This is a genomic window from Salmonella sp. SAL4457, assembly GCF_046548235.1.
Lineage (GTDB): Bacteria > Pseudomonadota > Gammaproteobacteria > Enterobacterales > Enterobacteriaceae > Salmonella > Salmonella enterica.
Window position 1 is genome coordinate 192877 of sequence record NZ_JBGDZO010000004.1, and the last position, 16289, is coordinate 209165.

The window sequence follows — 16289 nt, forward strand, 5'->3', positions numbered from 1 at the left end:
GGCGGGAGAATGCGGGGCGTGATACGCCCCGCGGGTGAAACACTTACAGCATAAAGCTGCCCAGCAGGAAGCCGAAGCAGACAGCCAGAACGACGCCCAGGGTGCCTGGGATGAAGAACGGGTGGTTAAAGACGAATTTACCGATACGGGTTGTACCGGTGTCATCCATCTGTACCGCCGCAACCAGAGTCGGGTAGGTCGGCAAAATGAACAGGCCGGAAACGGCGGCGAAGGAAGCGACTGCCGTCAGCGGAGAGACGTTCAGCGCCAGCGCCATCGGCATCAGCGCTTTCGCCGTTGCCGCCTGAGAGTAGAGCAGCGCGGAAGCAAAGAAGAAGATGACGGCCAGCAGCCACGGATGACCCTGGATGACGCTACCCGCAGTGTCTTTGATCCAGTCGATGTTAGCGGATACGAAGGTATCGCCCAGCCACGCCACGCCCAGAATACAGATACAGGCGCTCATCCCTGCTTTAAAGGTACTGGAGTTGAGGATGGCGTCAGTTTCCACTTTACACAGGATGGTGGTCAGCGTTGCGACGCTCAACATGATGATCAAAATAGCGTTGGTGGTGTTCATCAGCGGTTTCTCAACCAGGCCGAGGCTCGGACTGTTGACAATCGCATAAACAACCACGCAAATAACGCCCAACAGGAACAGCCAGACGGAATTTTTTGCCATCGGTTTGATTTCAATCTGCTTTTCACCACGCAGTTCAATCAGCCCTTCTTCCAGACGCTTGCGGTAAATCGGGTCGTCCGACAGTTTGGAGTTGAACAGCATCGTGACCAGGAAGGACATCACCAGCACCGCCAGCAGCGTAGAGGGGATAACCACGGACAGCAGGTGAATGTAGCTAATGCCATGACCTTCCATAACAGAAGACATATACACCACGGCCGCAGAAATCGGCGAGGCGGTAATCGCAATCTGCGCGGATACCACGGCGGTCGAGAGCGGACGGCAAGGTTTGATTCCCTGCTCCTTCGCGACTTCAGCAATAACCGGCAGCGTTGCCAGGGAAATGTTCCCGGTACCAGCAAAAATAGTCAGGAAATAGGTCACAATCGGTGCGAGGATAGTGATGTATTTCGGGTTCTTACGCAGCAGTTTTTCCGTCTGGTTTACCAAATAATCCAGACCGCCCGCGACCTGCATAGCAGAGATCGCGGCGATAACCGCCATGATGATGGAAATGACATCGAATGGAATTGTCCCTGGCTTCACGCCGATGGCGGCAAGTACCAGAACACCCAGCCCACCTGCGAATCCAATACCGATGCCCCCAAGTCTGGCGCCCAAAAAGATTGCCAGCAAAACAATGATAAGTTCGACAACTATCATATTAGCCTTCCTTGTTGTTTAACAAGTTGATATTAAATTGTTGTTATTTGGTAACTTCTTGTAAGAAAAAAGGCACGTCATCGTGACGTGCCTTTTTGGTACTACCCTGTACGATTACTGTTCGCTTTCATCAGTATAACGTTTAGCTTTATAAGCCGGGTGCATCAAGTTCTGTACGGAGAAAATATCGTCCAGCTCGGCTTCCGTTAACAGGCCGCGCTCCAGCACAACTTCACGTACGCTCTTACCGGTTTCAGCACAGATTTTACCGACGATGTCGCCGTTGTGGTGGCCGATGAACGGGTTGAGGTAAGTGACGATACCGATGGAGTTATAAACGTACCCTTCGCACACTTCTTTATTCGCGGTAATGCCGTTAACGCATTTTTCCAGCAGGTTGTAGCACGCGTTGCTCAGAATGTGGATGGATTCGAACATCGCCTGACCGATAACCGGCTCCATAACGTTCAACTGCAACTGACCGGCTTCCGCCGCCATCGTAACGGTGGTGTCGTTACCGATGACTTTAAAGCATACCTGGTTTACGACTTCCGGTACTACCGGGTTCACTTTGGCTGGCATGATGGAAGAGCCCGCCTGCAGTTCCGGCAGGTTGATCTCGTTCAGGCCGGCACGAGGACCAGAAGAGAGCAAGCGCAGGTCGTTACAGATTTTGGACATCTTCACTGCCAGACGTTTCAGCGCGCTGTGAACCATAACATATGCGCCACAGTCAGATGTCGCCTCAATCAGATCTTCAGCCGGAACACAGGCGAAACCAGTGACTTCAGCCAGTTTTTTCACCGCCAGCGGAGAGTATTCTTTCGGCGTGTTCAGACCAGTACCGATTGCCGTTGCGCCAAGGTTGACTTCCAGCAGCAGCTCAGCAGTACGCTCGATGCTTTTCACTTCTTCTTTCAGCAGGATGCTGAACGCACGGAATTCTTGACCAAGCGTCATCGGTACGGCGTCCTGCAACTGGGTACGACCCATTTTCAGGATGTCCTGGAATTCAACCGCTTTACGTTCGAAACCTTCACGCAACTGGTTGATGGCATCGATCAGTTTGACGATAGAGGCGTAAACCGCTACACGGAAGCCTGTCGGATAGGCATCGTTAGTGGATTGACATTTATTCACGTGGTCGTTCGGGTTCAGGTACTGATATTCACCTTTCTGATGACCCATCAGTTCCAGCCCGATGTTGGCCAGCACTTCGTTGGTATTCATGTTGACGGAAGTGCCCGCGCCGCCCTGATAGACATCTACCGGGAACTGGTCCATGCACTTACCGTTGTTAAGGACTTCATCACATGCGGCAATGATGGCGTTCGCCACACTCTTAGGAATGGTTTGCAGCTCTTTGTTGGCCAGCGCCGCCGCTTTTTTTACCATAACCATGCCACGCACAAATTCAGGGATGTCGCTGATTTTGTTATTGCTAATGTAGAAGTTTTCAATCGCTCTCAGAGTGTGAACACCATAGTAGGCTTCAGCTGGAACTTCCCTGGTACCCAACAGATCTTCTTCGATACGAATGTTGTTTGACATGTGAACCTTCTTTTTCAAGCTGCCAATGATTTTTACTTTAAAACACACAGGATATATGTGATTTCGAATGTTTTCTGACCGACGATTATCCCCTCCATCGGCCTGATAAACGAGATCATATGCTGGTTCAGAATTCCTACCGTAATCTGGATCACTTAAAGTGTGGGAATTTACCCCTTATTTATTATTTTGTGAAATAGGTCACCGCTTTAGTATTACTACCTAAAATAGGTGTACAAACCACTTGAAATTTTGCTACGCACCACCATATCGAATCGATGCGAATCGCAACCCCATTCAAATGGTCGTCGCAGACGGCCATGACTTACAGGAGAGTCCTTTGCGCTGGATACCCTTTTTAGCTGTCTTTCTCTATGTTTACATTGAGATTTCTATCTTTATCCAGGTCGCCCATGTGCTTGGCGTCCTGATGACGTTAATCCTGGTGATTTTTACGTCTGTTATCGGTATGTCGCTGGTACGTAACCAGGGTTTTAAAAACTTTTTGCTGATGCAACAAAAAATGGCGGCCGGTGAGAGCCCGGCGGCAGAAATGATTAAGAGTGTATCGCTGATCATCGCTGGCTTACTGCTCCTGTTGCCGGGATTTTTCACCGATTTTCTCGGCCTTCTCCTTTTGTTACCGCCAGTGCAAAAACATTTGACGCTGAAGTTGCTGCCGCATTTACGTTTTTCCCGGATGCCGGGCGGCGGGTTTAGCGCGGGTACTGGCGGTGGCGAAACATTTGACGGCGAGTATCAGCGTAAAGATGACGATCGCGATCGTATTGAACATAAAGACGATCGTCGGGATTAAAGGTAGAGATGCTGGCCGGATAAGTCGCGTGAGGCGTTATCCGGCCAACAGATACGTCTTACGCCATGCGTTTTCGCTTCGGTAAAAACAGCCATAATGCTGCCAGCATGATAATGGCATATAAGCTTTTCCACCCCAGCATTACCAGCAATAACAGGCACAGTAGACAACCCGTCACCGCCAGTGCATAGCAGCGCCCTTTCAATAGTCGACAGCCCGCCAGCATACAAAGCAGATAGAGCATAATAAAAATACCGTTAGCATAGACGATCAGCGCATTGAGGTTAATCTTCAGGGCGTAGACGACCAGGGAACTCACGCAACAACAGGCCAGAATAACGTTTAACGCGTGCAAGGGAAGGCGCCCGGGAGAGAGTTGAGCCAGATAGTGATCGGGCTGATATTGCATTTGCGTCCATATCAGACGCGCAAAACTCTGAGCATACACATTCAGGCTGGCAAAGCAGGTGAGATAACCAATAATGCAGGCTATCCACAACGCCTGGATACCGAAGAGATGAACAATAATAAGCGGTAGCGATGCTGTTGCCGCTATCTTGTCGCTATAGACGCCAAAATGCAGCACCACGGCGGTACAGGTCCAATAAATGGAGCCGGCCAGCATCAGGCCAATGATCAATGCGCGCGGAAAATCACGTTCAGGATTTTTAAATTCAGACGACAAATGCGTAAAAGCCTCAATTCCCACAAATCCCCAGAACATGATCGCCAGGGCGGTACACAGCCGGGAAAAGGTGATTTCGTTTGCGGCTGGGAAGGTGATATCTGCAGGTTTAATCGCGCCTTTCCACAGAATGGCGGCAATAAGCGCGATAATTAATCCAGCGATAATGGCTTGCAGGTTGGCGCTGGAGCTGGCGCCGCGCGATCCCATAAACCATAGTAAACCTAGAGTACCCAGCTCCCCAAATAAGAGCTGTTCGCTTTGCCAGCCAAACAGCGCCTGGCCGAAACCCACCGCAATATGCAAGGCTGCGGGAAAACTAACAGGAATGACTGATAAAAACAGCCAACTGATCACTCGTTGCAGACGCGGGCCAAATGCCATCCCGACAAAATGCGCTACGCCGCCAGCGTGTGGAAAGTGACGCCCCAGCACAGCAAAGACAATCGCAATAGGGAAAATCAAAATAATGAGCAGCGGCCATGCCCAAAGGCTGATGTCGCCTGCCGCCAGCGCAGCCAGCTCCGGAAGCGCAAAAACGCCAGTCCCTAATAATGATGTGGTTAACAAGATAACGCCCTGAACCAACCCAAGCTCTTTTTTTAGTTCATTCATCAGCTCATTATCCGGCGGCATTGTAACGTCAGGTGACGACAGACATTTTTAAGCGTATCACACACGCCTTTTCTTATAGCAGGATGTTCTAAACCTTGGGTAAACGTGAGATAAGTAGCGTTTTTACCGCTTTTTTCGCTCAGAAGAATTTTTTTTCATCTCCCCCCTTGAAGGGGCAAAACCCCATCCCCATCTCTCTGGTCACCAGCCGGGAAACCGTTTACGGGCCGGCGTCACCCATAACTGATAATGACTTTCTCAAAGGAGAGCTATCAATGAGTATTCGTCCGTTACATGATCGTGTGATCGTCAAACGTAAAGAAGTTGAGTCTAAATCTGCTGGCGGCATCGTACTGACCGGTTCCGCAGCGGGTAAATCAACTCGTGGCGAAATCATCGCTGTCGGTAAGGGTCGCATCCTGGACAACGGTACTGTACAGCCGCTGGACGTGAAAGTTGGCGACATCGTTATTTTTAACGATGGCTACGGTGTGAAATCTGAAAAGATCGACAATGAAGAAGTGTTGATCATGTCTGAAAGCGACATTCTGGCAATTGTTGAAGCGTAATCCGCGAACGACACTGAACATACGAATTTAAGGGAAAGAGAAAATGGCAGCTAAAGACGTAAAATTCGGTAACGACGCTCGTGTGAAAATGCTGCGCGGCGTAAACGTACTGGCAGATGCAGTGAAAGTAACCCTCGGTCCGAAAGGCCGTAACGTGGTTCTGGATAAATCTTTCGGTGCGCCGACTATCACTAAAGATGGTGTTTCCGTAGCGCGTGAAATCGAACTGGAAGACAAGTTTGAAAACATGGGCGCGCAGATGGTGAAAGAAGTTGCCTCTAAAGCGAACGATGCTGCAGGCGACGGCACCACCACCGCGACCGTACTGGCGCAGTCCATCATTACCGAAGGCCTGAAAGCCGTTGCTGCGGGCATGAACCCGATGGACCTGAAACGTGGTATCGACAAAGCGGTTGCTGCGGCGGTTGAAGAGCTGAAAGCCCTGTCCGTACCGTGCTCCGACTCTAAAGCGATTGCTCAGGTAGGTACTATCTCCGCTAACTCCGACGAAACCGTAGGTAAACTGATCGCGGAAGCAATGGATAAAGTCGGTAAAGAAGGCGTCATCACCGTTGAAGACGGTACCGGTCTGCAGGACGAACTGGACGTGGTTGAAGGTATGCAGTTTGACCGCGGCTACCTGTCTCCTTACTTCATCAACAAGCCGGAAACTGGCGCAGTAGAGCTGGAAAGCCCGTTCATCCTGCTGGCTGATAAGAAAATCTCCAACATCCGCGAAATGCTGCCGGTTCTGGAAGCCGTTGCAAAAGCAGGCAAACCGCTGCTGATCATCGCTGAAGATGTTGAAGGCGAAGCGCTGGCTACCCTGGTAGTGAACACCATGCGTGGCATCGTGAAAGTGGCTGCGGTTAAAGCACCGGGCTTCGGCGATCGTCGTAAGGCGATGCTGCAGGATATCGCTACCCTGACTGGCGGTACCGTAATCTCTGAAGAGATCGGTATGGAGCTGGAAAAAGCAACCCTGGAAGACCTGGGTCAGGCGAAACGTGTTGTGATCAACAAAGACACCACCACCATCATTGATGGCGTGGGTGAAGAAGCTGCCATCCAGGGCCGTGTTGCTCAGATCCGTCAGCAGATTGAAGAAGCGACCTCCGACTACGATCGTGAAAAACTGCAGGAGCGCGTAGCGAAACTGGCAGGCGGCGTTGCGGTAATCAAAGTTGGCGCTGCGACCGAAGTTGAAATGAAAGAGAAGAAAGCCCGCGTTGAAGATGCCCTGCACGCGACCCGTGCTGCGGTAGAAGAAGGCGTGGTTGCTGGTGGTGGCGTTGCGCTGATCCGCGTTGCTTCTAAAATTGCTGACCTGAAAGGCCAGAACGAAGACCAGAACGTGGGTATCAAAGTTGCGCTGCGCGCAATGGAAGCTCCGCTGCGTCAGATCGTGCTGAACTGCGGCGAAGAGCCGTCTGTTGTCGCTAACACCGTTAAAGGCGGCGACGGTAACTACGGTTACAACGCAGCAACTGAAGAATACGGCAACATGATCGATATGGGTATCCTGGACCCAACCAAAGTTACCCGTTCTGCGCTGCAGTACGCGGCTTCTGTGGCTGGTCTGATGATCACTACCGAGTGCATGGTGACCGACCTGCCGAAAAGCGATGCTCCTGATTTAGGCGCTGCTGGCGGCATGGGGGGGATGGGTGGTATGGGCGGCATGATGTAATTGCCCACACCCTGCATCCTTCAGGCTGCAGATGCGTTGGCTAACCCCAGTCACTTACTTGAGTAAGTGACTGGGGATTAACAAACTGGCCGCCTTCCTGCAACCAGAATGATTTGGATGTTTATCTCCCAGAATTGAGAAACCCCCGGGCAGAAATGACCGGGGGTTTTTCTTTTAGTCATCTTTTTAGTATAAGATTCAGATACGGACAAAACGTCCAGCTCATTGATTATGGGGAATAACATGCACGTGAAATATTTAGCAGGGATCGTTGGCGCTGCGCTGCTGATGGCGGGTTGTAGCTCCAGCAACGAACTCACCGCTGCCGGCCAAAATGTACGCTTTGTCGAAGATAAGCCAGGCGCGGAATGCCAGCTTATTGGTACGGCAACTGGTAAACAGAGTAACTGGTTTTCAGGCCAGCACGGCGAAGAGGGTGGCTCAATGCGTGGCGCAGCGAACGATCTGCGTAATCAGGCAGCCGCGATGGGTGGAAACGTGCTGTATGGCGTAAGTAGTCCGTCACAGGGCATGTTGTCCAGTTTTGTCCCGACGGCCAGCGAGATGAACGGCCAGGTTTATAAATGTCCGAACTGATATGTCTGAATCGTAACGCCCTCTGAAAGATTCAGAGGGCGATATGGTTAGCGTTTTTCCTGCGATGACGCCATGCGTAGATTATGCAACGCGCGCATACATTGATCTTGCGTCAGACGCGCTGCTTTACCGGTTCCAAGCGTTCTGACAAAAACCTTACACGGTTTTCCTTCCAGCTTTTTAAGACGCGGGCTGAAATTCAGCAAGCGGCGTGATATCGCTTCAGCTTCTTTAGAGCCTGACTGACTACGGGTCTTAATGATGGTGCCGCAATCATGCGATTGTCCTGCCTCATCCGTATAACGATAAACGAGCGCTAAATAATGGTTATACAGATTATGTTTCCAGTCAGGCTGGTTATAGGTATCGAATTCGATATTACCGTTTTCCAGGCAGTCAGCATCGTATAATGGTAAAAAGTCCAGCATTGAAGAAATACGCAATGCGAGCTCACGCATTTCGGCATTATTAATGGCGTGAATAATAGCCATCACCAGAACTTCAACCTGCCACTCACCGACCTGTAAATCAAGATGGCTACCATTGTGCAGCTTTAACGTAAAGGTTAATACTTTTTCTGTATTATCGCTCAACGCTAAAGATTCAACACGCTGATTAACATCGGCGTTTTCCAGCTCTTCACGGAGTATTGCCGGAATATTCTCATGCATTTTAAGCACATGACTGCTTTTGGCTTTCTGGCGTTTTTCCTGCTCTTGTTCCGGCAGCGAGTGTTGTAAATAAAGCCGGTGTTCAAGGCCGATCAACAAGTCTCGCAGCGCGAGCACAGGAAAGAAAAGCAGTGTTTCTTTATTTCTCAGTGACTTCACCTTAAGCGCCAGCGCGATAAACTTATCATTGTGACGAATAACGCCGGTATTTAGTCCCTTAATCGTTAAGGCCATGTCAATTCTCCACAAATATAAAATAATTAAATGTTTTACTGAAATGTATTTGATATATAAATTGTTTATGCCGTCCTATAAAAAGGAGAACCAGTATAATTCGAAAATGCAGTACACGCTAAGCGAGTCCTAAAACGGACTTTATTGAAAAGAGAGTATCGGAAAGGTGTATTTAACGAAGGTTAGTTTATCGTCGCCAGAGGGTGAGGAGAATCGCGGGGGGGAATCTCCTCATGATATTGCGCGGTAATATTTTTCGTCGTCCCTGACGCACCCGCGAGGATTAGCACTGCCGAAGCTGTAAATCCAGCGGTGTTTTGCTCGGTTCGCCGCCGATTTCACGCGCCAGTCTTGGCACCATATAGCCGGATACCAGCGTGAGCAGTTCGCGCATGATTTGCCGGGCTTCGTCATCGGTGACCATAAAATGCGCGGCGCCCTGCACTTTATCCAGCACATGCAGGTAATAGGGCATCACGCCGGCGTCAAATAGCGCGTTGCTCAGATTCGCCAGCGTTCGCGCGTTATCATTCACGCCACGCAGCAGGACGCTCTGGTTGAGAAGCGTGACGCCCACGTGGCGCAGTTTCTTCATCGCCAGGCAGAACGCCTCGTCCACTTCATTAGCGTGGTTGATATGGTTCACCAACAAAATGTGCAGACGTGACTGGTCAAAGCGGGCGACCAGTTCGTCAGTAATGCGTGCCGGGATGACGATAGGCAACCGACTGTGGATGCGTAGCCGCTTGACGTGTTTAATGGCTTCCAGTTGCGTGAGCAGCCAGTCCAGCTCATGATCTTTCGCCATCAGCGGATCGCCGCCGGAAAAGATGATCTCATCCAGTTCCGGGTGTGCGGCGATATACTCCAGCGCGACTGTCCAGTTGCGCTTATTGCCTTGATTCTCCGCATATGGGAAGTGACGACGGAAACAGTAGCGGCAATTTACCGCACATCCGCCTTTTACCAGCAATAGCGCCCGGTTTTGGTATTTATGCAATAATCCTGGCACCACGCTGTGTTGCTCTTCCAGCGGGTCGGTGGAGAAACCGGGGGCGACAATAAATTCATCCCGGGACGTCAGCACTTGACGTAAAAGAGGATCGTCAGGGTTGCCCTTCTCCATGCGCGCAATAAAAGCGCGCGGCACGCGGAGGGCAAACAAGCGCCTGGCGTCCTGTCCTGCCCGGAGGTTTTCATCAGCTTCAATCTGTAAAAGATGCAGCAGTTCGTCGGGATTGGTCACAACATCGGCAAGTTGCGCTAACCAATCTTCTCGCAATGGGGTATTTAGGGTTACAATATGCGCCATTTTGTGGCTTAGCTACCAGTTAACAATTTCAGAGGGCCTTATGGCGACTTACTATAGCAACGATTTTCGTTCCGGTCTTAAAATCATGTTGGATGGCGAACCTTATGCGGTTGAATCCAGTGAATTCGTGAAACCGGGTAAAGGCCAGGCGTTTGCCCGCGTTAAGCTGCGCCGTCTGCTGACCGGCACGCGCGTTGAGAAAACCTTCAAATCGACCGATTCCGCAGAAGGCGCGGATGTAGTCGATATGAACCTGACTTACCTGTACAACGACGGTGAGTTCTGGCATTTCATGAACAACGAAACCTTCGAGCAGCTGTCTGCAGATGCCAAGGCTATCGGCGACAACGCAAAATGGCTGTTGGATCAGGCGGAATGCATCGTGACCCTGTGGAACGGTCAGCCTATCTCTGTCACTCCGCCGAACTTTGTTGAACTGGAAATTGTTGATACCGACCCAGGTCTGAAGGGCGATACCGCAGGTACTGGCGGCAAACCAGCCACGCTGTCTACTGGCGCAGTGGTTAAAGTTCCGCTGTTCGTGCAGATTGGCGAAGTGATCAAAGTCGATACCCGTTCCGGCGAATACGTATCCCGCGTAAAATAATTTACGTTATCGGGAAAAATGGTGCAGCGTATGCTGCGCCATCCTATTTTTCGCGCCTCAATGATGAAACGCTTTATCGGTCTTGTCGCGCTGGTTCTTCTTACCGGCACATTATTAACGGCATGTAATACCGCCCGCGGCTTCGGCGAAGATATTCAGCATCTTGGCCACGCCATCTCCCGTGCAGCCAGCTAATCGCTTCTCGTCTTCCTAAAATTAGTCGATCGCCCGTCATTTTCTGGGATGTTGTCTATTATTAAGTTGCTATACACAAACAACATTGGCTAGAAAAGGAAGACATTATGGTTAAAAAGACAATTGCAGCGATCTTTTCTGTTTTGGTACTTTCCACTGTATTAACTGCTTGTAATACCACGCGCGGCGTGGGCGAGGACATCTCGGACGGTGGTAGTGCGATCTCTGGCGCTGCAACCAGAGCTCAGCAGTAATCATCAACGGTACGGCATGGCGTCGTACCGTTAATCGATTTTCTCCGGAAGCATAAGAAAGGGAGAATACCGATTATCCATATGAAGTTTCATACGGATATTACGCTTATAGGTGTAAACCGTTTTCCCGTGAATGCCAAGCGCATACGCAATCTCTTTATTGCTGGTGCCTTCCGTCCACATCGCGAGCACTTTTTCCTCCTGCGGAGAGAGCAATGGCGTGGCGCTTTCCGGCGCTTCCTGCAGTGGATGAGTATATAGCGCTCCTTTAATTCGTTGTGCAAGCTCATGTAAAGGCGTGTGTTTAGATAACACTGCATGACTGGCATATTGCGGTCTGTACGGCATATTCCCTGACTGTAATAATACCAACGGCGTCATCCTGCAGGCGGCAAAAAATGCATTGATAGGCTGTTCGGGTAAGGCATCGTTGAGAAAACCATATAAATCAGCGATAACCAGATGGGGCTTCCATTGCAGAATATGTTCTTTCGCCAGTATAAGGTTATTCATCCCGGATACCAGCAGTGAAGAACTGAGCACATCAGTGTGATTAAGCCAGGCCTCCATGCCCGTACGGGTAAAGTGGCATCGGTCTATCACTAAAATTTTCAACATAGTTTTTTGCACCCGGAAGTAGATAAAGCACTTTCTTTCCCAGAAGGCGTTCCATCATAGAGAACTCCTGTGGGCGCTAAATGCGAAAACTACGCGGCTTAAAAGGGCCAATTCCCGCCTTTAGACGGAAAAAAATAAAAAGGTTGAAATTCATTTTCTCTCAGGCAAGAATGGTTTTTCATCCGTATACGTTACAGGACGACCTGTAAACGCTATTCTCACCGGGGACGGCCCCATTAATTATCTGGAGCCTGCTATGTCCTGGATCATTCTATTAATCGCTGGTTTACTTGAAGTGGTATGGGCTGTCGGCCTGAAGTATACCCACGGTTTTTCTCGTCTGACCCCCAGTATTATCACCATTACGGCCATGGTTATCAGTATGGCGTTACTTTCCTGGGCAATGAAAACGCTGCCCGTTGGAACGGCGTACGCCATCTGGACCGGCATCGGCGCCGTTGGGGCGGCAATCACCGGTATCCTTCTACTGGGCGAGTCTGCCTCACCGGCGCGTTTGCTCAGTCTTGGCTTGATCGTCGCGGGTATCATTGGGCTAAAACTCAGTGCGCATTAATTCGTTGCTGATATCGCTACGAACCTGATTGTTTTACCCAAATTAATTTATTGACGTCAAACCCCTCCCGGGTCGCGACGGCCAGCATTTGCTGTTTTATTTCCTCAGAAAGCGTTGGCGTGCGAGAGAGTATCCACAGATAGTCGCGATCCGGGCCGCACACCAGCGCATGACGGTATTCCCGGTCAAGCGCAATCACGTTATAGCCGCCGTAGAACGGGCCGAAAAAAGAGACCTTGAGCGCGGCGCGGTTTGGACTACCGGTAAAATACGCTTTGCCTTCTGTTTTTTGCCACATTCCCCGATCCGGGTTATAGCCTTTATTGATGACATTAATCCCGCCATCGTCACGCAGACTATAGGTGGCCGTGACTTGTTCCAGTCCACGTTCAAATCGATGATCGAGGCGTGCGATCTCATACCAGGTGCCGAGGTAACGTTTGGCATCAAAGTTATTTACCACGGTAACGCCTTTAGGCGGAGTAGGCGAACTACAGGCGACAACCAGAAATGCAGCCGTAACTGCAGCAACGACGGGCAGAATGCGCATAAAATTTTCCTTCCAGTGTTTTTTTCTAAGTGTAGAACCTGGCGGGAAAATGAGAGGCAGGAAAAGAAAAAACGCCCTCTTATCGGGTAGATAAGAGGGCGTCGTGGCAACTTAGAGAGTGATAACGCCAATTGCCGTCACAACGGTCAGGATTGCCGCCAGACCGTAAAAGACCCATTTGCCCGCGGGCACGTGGATTTTCAGGTCATGCATCGCGTGGTGCATACGGTGTAGGCCACACCATAGCGGCAGCACGATCATCAGGAACAGAAAAACGCGACCAATAAAGCTTTGGGCGAACGTCAGTACGCGCTCAAAACTCAGGGCATCGCCCGGAAATAGCCCCAGCGGCAGCATGATGCCAACCAGTAGCACGATCACCGGCGCGATGATCGCGCCCCACATACCGCCTGCGCCAAACAGTCCCCAGAATACGGGTTCATCAGAACGTTTTGGGTTTGGATTAATCATCCGGGACTCCTTACCAGAACAGGGCAACATACAGAATGACTACGGTGACTACCGCAGTGACCACCCAAAGCCCTTTGATGATTGGCTCTGGCCCCATTTTTTCGTCTTTTACAATGATATTGGCCGCCTTCGGCGCCAGTTCAAACCAGGTTTTGGTGTGCAGCAGCGCGGCCGCCAGGGTGATCAGGTTTAAGATCACTACCACCGGGTTTTGTAAAAAGCCGACGAATCCCATCCAGGATTCCGCGCCGTGTTTGAGCGCAAACAGACCGAAAATCAGTTCAATACTGAACCAGACTGCCGGCACCGCTGTGCCTTCGCGCAGCATATAAAAGCGATAAAACGGCAGTTTTTTCCACCAGGTGGACGTCATCGGCCGCACATAGGGTTTGCGTTTAGTCGTCATGTTGCACTCCTTAGCGTGGTTTCAGGGTGGCGATAAGAAAGTCTTTCGAGCTTTCCACTTTACCCTGCTGAATGGCCGCAGCCGGATCGACATGTTTTGGACAGACTTCGGAGCAGTAGCCCACGAAAGTACAGGTCCATACGCCGTTCGGACTGTTCAACTGCGCCATACGCTCCTTCTTACCGTGATCGCGGCTATCTTCGTTATAGCGATGCGCCAACGTAATCGCAGCCGGTCCGATAAATTCAGGATTCAGACCGAACTGCGGGCACGCGGCGTAGCACAGACCACAGTTGATGCAACCGGAGAACTGGTGATACTTCGCCATTTGCGCCGGGGTCTGGACATTCGGCCCCTGATCTGGCGTGCGAGAGTTGCCAATAATGTACGGTTTGATCGCTTCCAGGCTTTCGATAAAGTGCGTCATATCGACAACCAGATCGCGCTCAATCGGGAAGTTCGCCAGCGCTTCCACCTTCATACCGTTGGTGTAATCGCGCAGGAAGGTTTTACACGCCAGTTTAGGGACGTTGTTGACCATCATGCCGCAGGAGCCGCAGATCGCCATACGGCAGGACCAGCGGTAGCTCAGGTCTGGCGACAGGTTATCTTTGATGTAGCCCAACGCGTCCAGTAGCGATGTTGTTTCATCATAAGGAACTTCATAGAAAGCACTGTGCGGCGCGGTATCGGTTTCCGGGTTATAGCGCACCACCTCAACTTTCAGGTTTTTCATCTCAGCCATTCGCCTTCTCCTTCTTATCGGCTGCTTCCGCTTCACCGCCGTAAACACGTTTGGCTGGCGGCAGGGTGGTGATTTTCACGTCGCTGTATTCCAGACGGGTCATGCCATCAGCATCGCGGAAGGCGAGGGTGTGCTTGAGGAAGTTCACATCGTCGCGCTCGGTACAGCCTTCATCCAGACGCTGATGCGCGCCGCGGGACTCTTTACGCGCCAGCGCAGAGTGCGCCATACATTCCGCCACGTTCAGACCATGACCCAGTTCGATGGTATACAGCAGGTCAGTGTTGAACACGCTGGAGGTATCGGAGATACGTACGCGTTTGAAACGTTCCTGAAGCTCGGCCAGTTTATCAACGGTTTTCTGCATCAGTTCCGGGGTACGGTAAATACCGCAACCTTCTTCCATAGACAGACCCATCTCATCGCGGATCTTCGACCAGTTTTCGTTGCCTTCCTGGTTCACCAGATTTTTCAGACGTTGTTCAATATCGGCAACCTGGGCGTCGAGCGCGGCGCTATTTGCGGCGCCTGCCGTAGCAGCGCGTTCCATTGCTTGTTCGCCAGCCAGACGACCAAACACCACCAGTTCCGCCAGCGAGTTGGAACCGAGGCGGTTCGCGCCATGCAGGCCAACAGAGGAGCATTCGCCAACGGCAAACAGCCCTTTGACACGGCTTTCACAGTTCTGGTCGGTTTCAATGCCGCCCATGGTGTAGTGCGCGGTCGGACGTACTGGAATCGGTTCTTTAACCGGATCGACGCCGACATAGGCTTTCGCCAGTTCGCAAATGAACGGCAGACGTTCATGCAGTTTCTTCTCGCCGAGATGACGCAGGTCGAGGTGAACCACATCGCCGCGCGGCGTGGAGATGGTGTTGCCTTTACGCCATTCGTGCCAGAAAGCCTGGGATACTTTGTCGCGCGGCCCCAGTTCCATATATTTGTTTTTCGGCTCGCCCAGCGGCGTTTCGGGGCCCATGCCGTAGTCTTGCAGGTAACGGTAGCCATTTTTATTGACCAGAATACCGCCTTCGCCGCGGCAACCTTCAGTCATCAGGATACCGGAACCTGGCAGGCCGGTCGGGTGATACTGAACGAATTCCATATCACGCAGCGGAACGCCGTGGCTCAGCGCCATGCCCATCCCGTCGCCGGTGACGATGCCGCCGTTGGTGTTATAGCGGTATACGCGGCCTGCGCCGCCTGTCGCCATTACCACGGCGTTGGCACGGATTTGCACCAGCGTGCCTTCCATCATGTTCATTGCCACCAGGCCGCGCGCATGGTTGTCATCAACCAGAATATCCAGCACAAAATGTTCGTCAAAGCGCTGGATTTGCGGGAACTGCAGGGAAGTCTGGAACAGAGTATGCAGCATATGGAAGCCGGTTTTATCCGCGGCGAACCAGGTACGCTCGATTTTCATACCACCGAAGCGACGCACGTTAACGCTACCGTCCGGACGGCGGCTCCACGGGCAGCCCCATTGCTCCAGCTGCGTCATCTCAGTGGGACAATGGTGGACAAAGTAATCCACGACATCCTGCTCACACAGCCAGTCTCCGCCTGCTACCGTATCGTGAAAATGGTAGTCAAAGCTGTCATGATCCTGGGCGACAGCGGCTGAACCCCCTTCGGCAGCGACGGTGTGGCTGCGCATCGGGTACACTTTTGAGATCAGTGCGATTTTAGCATTGGGATTCGCCTGTGCGGCAGCAATTGCAGCACGTAATCCCGCGCCACCGGCGCCTATAATGGCAAGATCGGCTTGAAAGGTTTGCAC

General features: G+C 51.4%; 19 protein-coding genes. 8 read left to right on the forward strand and 11 right to left on the reverse strand.

Annotated elements, in window-relative coordinates; genetic code table 11:
* Window positions 1–43: 43 nt before the first annotated feature.
* A complete protein-coding gene (dcuA, locus tag ACLJNW_RS14640) occupies window positions 44–1345 on the reverse strand; it encodes an anaerobic C4-dicarboxylate transporter DcuA (protein WP_000637595.1) in 1302 nt (433 codons plus the stop codon).
* 114 nt (window positions 1346–1459) lie between these two features.
* Complete coding sequence (gene aspA / locus ACLJNW_RS14645) at window positions 1460–2896, reverse strand: aspartate ammonia-lyase (protein WP_000069440.1); 1437 nt, start codon at window positions 2894–2896, stop codon at window positions 1460–1462.
* A 340-nt stretch (window positions 2897–3236) separates the two neighbouring features.
* Between aspA and ACLJNW_RS14650 the strand changes: the two genes are divergently transcribed.
* Window positions 3237–3713, forward strand: coding sequence for an FxsA family protein (locus tag ACLJNW_RS14650; protein WP_001267291.1), 477 nt, complete (start codon window positions 3237–3239; stop codon window positions 3711–3713).
* Between the two features lie 58 nt (window positions 3714–3771).
* Here ACLJNW_RS14650 and yjeH read toward each other — a convergent pair whose 3' ends face one another.
* The gene (gene yjeH / locus ACLJNW_RS14655) at window positions 3772–5013 is read right to left on the reverse strand and encodes an L-methionine/branched-chain amino acid transporter (RefSeq protein ID WP_001670701.1); all 1242 of its coding nucleotides are present in this window, start codon (window positions 5011–5013) and stop codon (window positions 3772–3774) included.
* Window positions 5014–5288: 275 nt separating this feature from the next.
* On the opposite strand from yjeH, the gene ACLJNW_RS14660 reads away from it, so the two are divergent.
* The 3 genes from ACLJNW_RS14660 (at window position 5289) to ACLJNW_RS14670 (ending at window position 7869) form a co-directional block, all read left to right on the forward strand.
* Window positions 5289–5582, forward strand: a complete 294-nt coding sequence (locus ACLJNW_RS14660) for a co-chaperone GroES (RefSeq protein ID WP_000027827.1) — start codon at window positions 5289–5291, stop codon at window positions 5580–5582.
* Between the two features lie 43 nt (window positions 5583–5625).
* Entirely contained in the window at window positions 5626–7272 is a 1647-nt protein-coding gene (gene groL / locus ACLJNW_RS14665) for a chaperonin GroEL (RefSeq protein ID WP_000729126.1), read from the forward strand.
* 243 nt (window positions 7273–7515) lie between these two features.
* Complete coding sequence (locus ACLJNW_RS14670; RefSeq protein ID WP_000558210.1) at window positions 7516–7869, forward strand: DUF4156 domain-containing protein; 354 nt, start codon at window positions 7516–7518, stop codon at window positions 7867–7869.
* A 47-nt stretch (window positions 7870–7916) separates the two neighbouring features.
* Here ACLJNW_RS14670 and ACLJNW_RS14675 read toward each other — a convergent pair whose 3' ends face one another.
* Entirely contained in the window at window positions 7917–8774 is an 858-nt protein-coding gene (locus ACLJNW_RS14675) for a YjeJ family protein (protein ID WP_001229227.1), read from the reverse strand.
* Between the two features lie 283 nt (window positions 8775–9057).
* Window positions 9058–10086 carry an EF-P beta-lysylation protein EpmB gene (gene epmB / locus ACLJNW_RS14680; RefSeq protein WP_023204817.1) on the reverse strand — a complete coding sequence of 343 codons (1029 nt, stop codon included), beginning with the start codon at window positions 10084–10086 and terminating at the stop codon, window positions 9058–9060.
* A gap of 40 nt (window positions 10087–10126) precedes the next feature.
* Here epmB and efp point away from each other — a divergent pair, with 40 nt between their 5' ends.
* The 3 genes from efp to ecnB all read left to right on the forward strand — a co-directional run bounded on the left by efp (window position 10127) and on the right by ecnB (window position 11142).
* On the forward strand, window positions 10127–10693 hold the full coding sequence (gene efp / locus ACLJNW_RS14685; RefSeq protein ID WP_000257282.1) for an elongation factor P: 567 nt from the start codon (window positions 10127–10129) through the stop codon (window positions 10691–10693).
* Window positions 10694–10753: 60 nt separating this feature from the next.
* The gene (locus tag ACLJNW_RS14690; protein ID WP_000977686.1) at window positions 10754–10888 is read left to right on the forward strand and encodes an entericidin A/B family lipoprotein; all 135 of its coding nucleotides are present in this window, start codon (window positions 10754–10756) and stop codon (window positions 10886–10888) included.
* A gap of 107 nt (window positions 10889–10995) precedes the next feature.
* Window positions 10996–11142, forward strand: coding sequence for a lipoprotein toxin entericidin B (ecnB, locus tag ACLJNW_RS14695; protein ID WP_000239598.1), 147 nt, complete (start codon window positions 10996–10998; stop codon window positions 11140–11142).
* Between the two features lie 30 nt (window positions 11143–11172).
* Here the strand turns inward: ecnB and ACLJNW_RS14700 are convergent, their stop codons facing one another.
* Window positions 11173–11760 (reverse strand): helix-turn-helix transcriptional regulator, encoded by a 588-nt coding sequence (locus ACLJNW_RS14700; RefSeq protein WP_000912959.1) that lies wholly within the window; start codon window positions 11758–11760, stop codon window positions 11173–11175.
* 256 nt (window positions 11761–12016) lie between these two features.
* On the opposite strand from ACLJNW_RS14700, the gene sugE reads away from it, so the two are divergent.
* Window positions 12017–12334: a quaternary ammonium compound efflux SMR transporter SugE gene (gene sugE / locus ACLJNW_RS14705; RefSeq protein WP_000118469.1), complete on the forward strand. Its 318-nt coding sequence runs from the start codon at window positions 12017–12019 to the stop codon at window positions 12332–12334.
* Between the two features lie 16 nt (window positions 12335–12350).
* Here sugE and ACLJNW_RS14710 read toward each other — a convergent pair whose 3' ends face one another.
* From ACLJNW_RS14710 to frdA, 5 genes are all read right to left on the reverse strand, one after another.
* A complete protein-coding gene (locus tag ACLJNW_RS14710; protein WP_001221670.1) occupies window positions 12351–12884 on the reverse strand; it encodes a lipocalin family protein in 534 nt (177 codons plus the stop codon).
* 111 nt (window positions 12885–12995) lie between these two features.
* A complete protein-coding gene (frdD, locus tag ACLJNW_RS14715) occupies window positions 12996–13355 on the reverse strand; it encodes a fumarate reductase subunit FrdD (RefSeq protein ID WP_000609650.1) in 360 nt (119 codons plus the stop codon).
* A gap of 10 nt (window positions 13356–13365) precedes the next feature.
* Entirely contained in the window at window positions 13366–13761 is a 396-nt protein-coding gene (frdC, locus tag ACLJNW_RS14720) for a fumarate reductase subunit FrdC (RefSeq protein ID WP_000208749.1), read from the reverse strand.
* Window positions 13762–13771: 10 nt separating this feature from the next.
* Entirely contained in the window at window positions 13772–14506 is a 735-nt protein-coding gene (gene frdB / locus ACLJNW_RS14725) for a fumarate reductase iron-sulfur protein (RefSeq protein ID WP_000829509.1), read from the reverse strand.
* Window positions 14499–16289, reverse strand: coding sequence for a fumarate reductase (quinol) flavoprotein subunit (gene frdA / locus ACLJNW_RS14730; RefSeq protein ID WP_024154455.1), 1791 nt, complete (start codon window positions 16287–16289; stop codon window positions 14499–14501). The genes frdB and frdA overlap by 8 nt, the downstream gene beginning before the upstream one ends.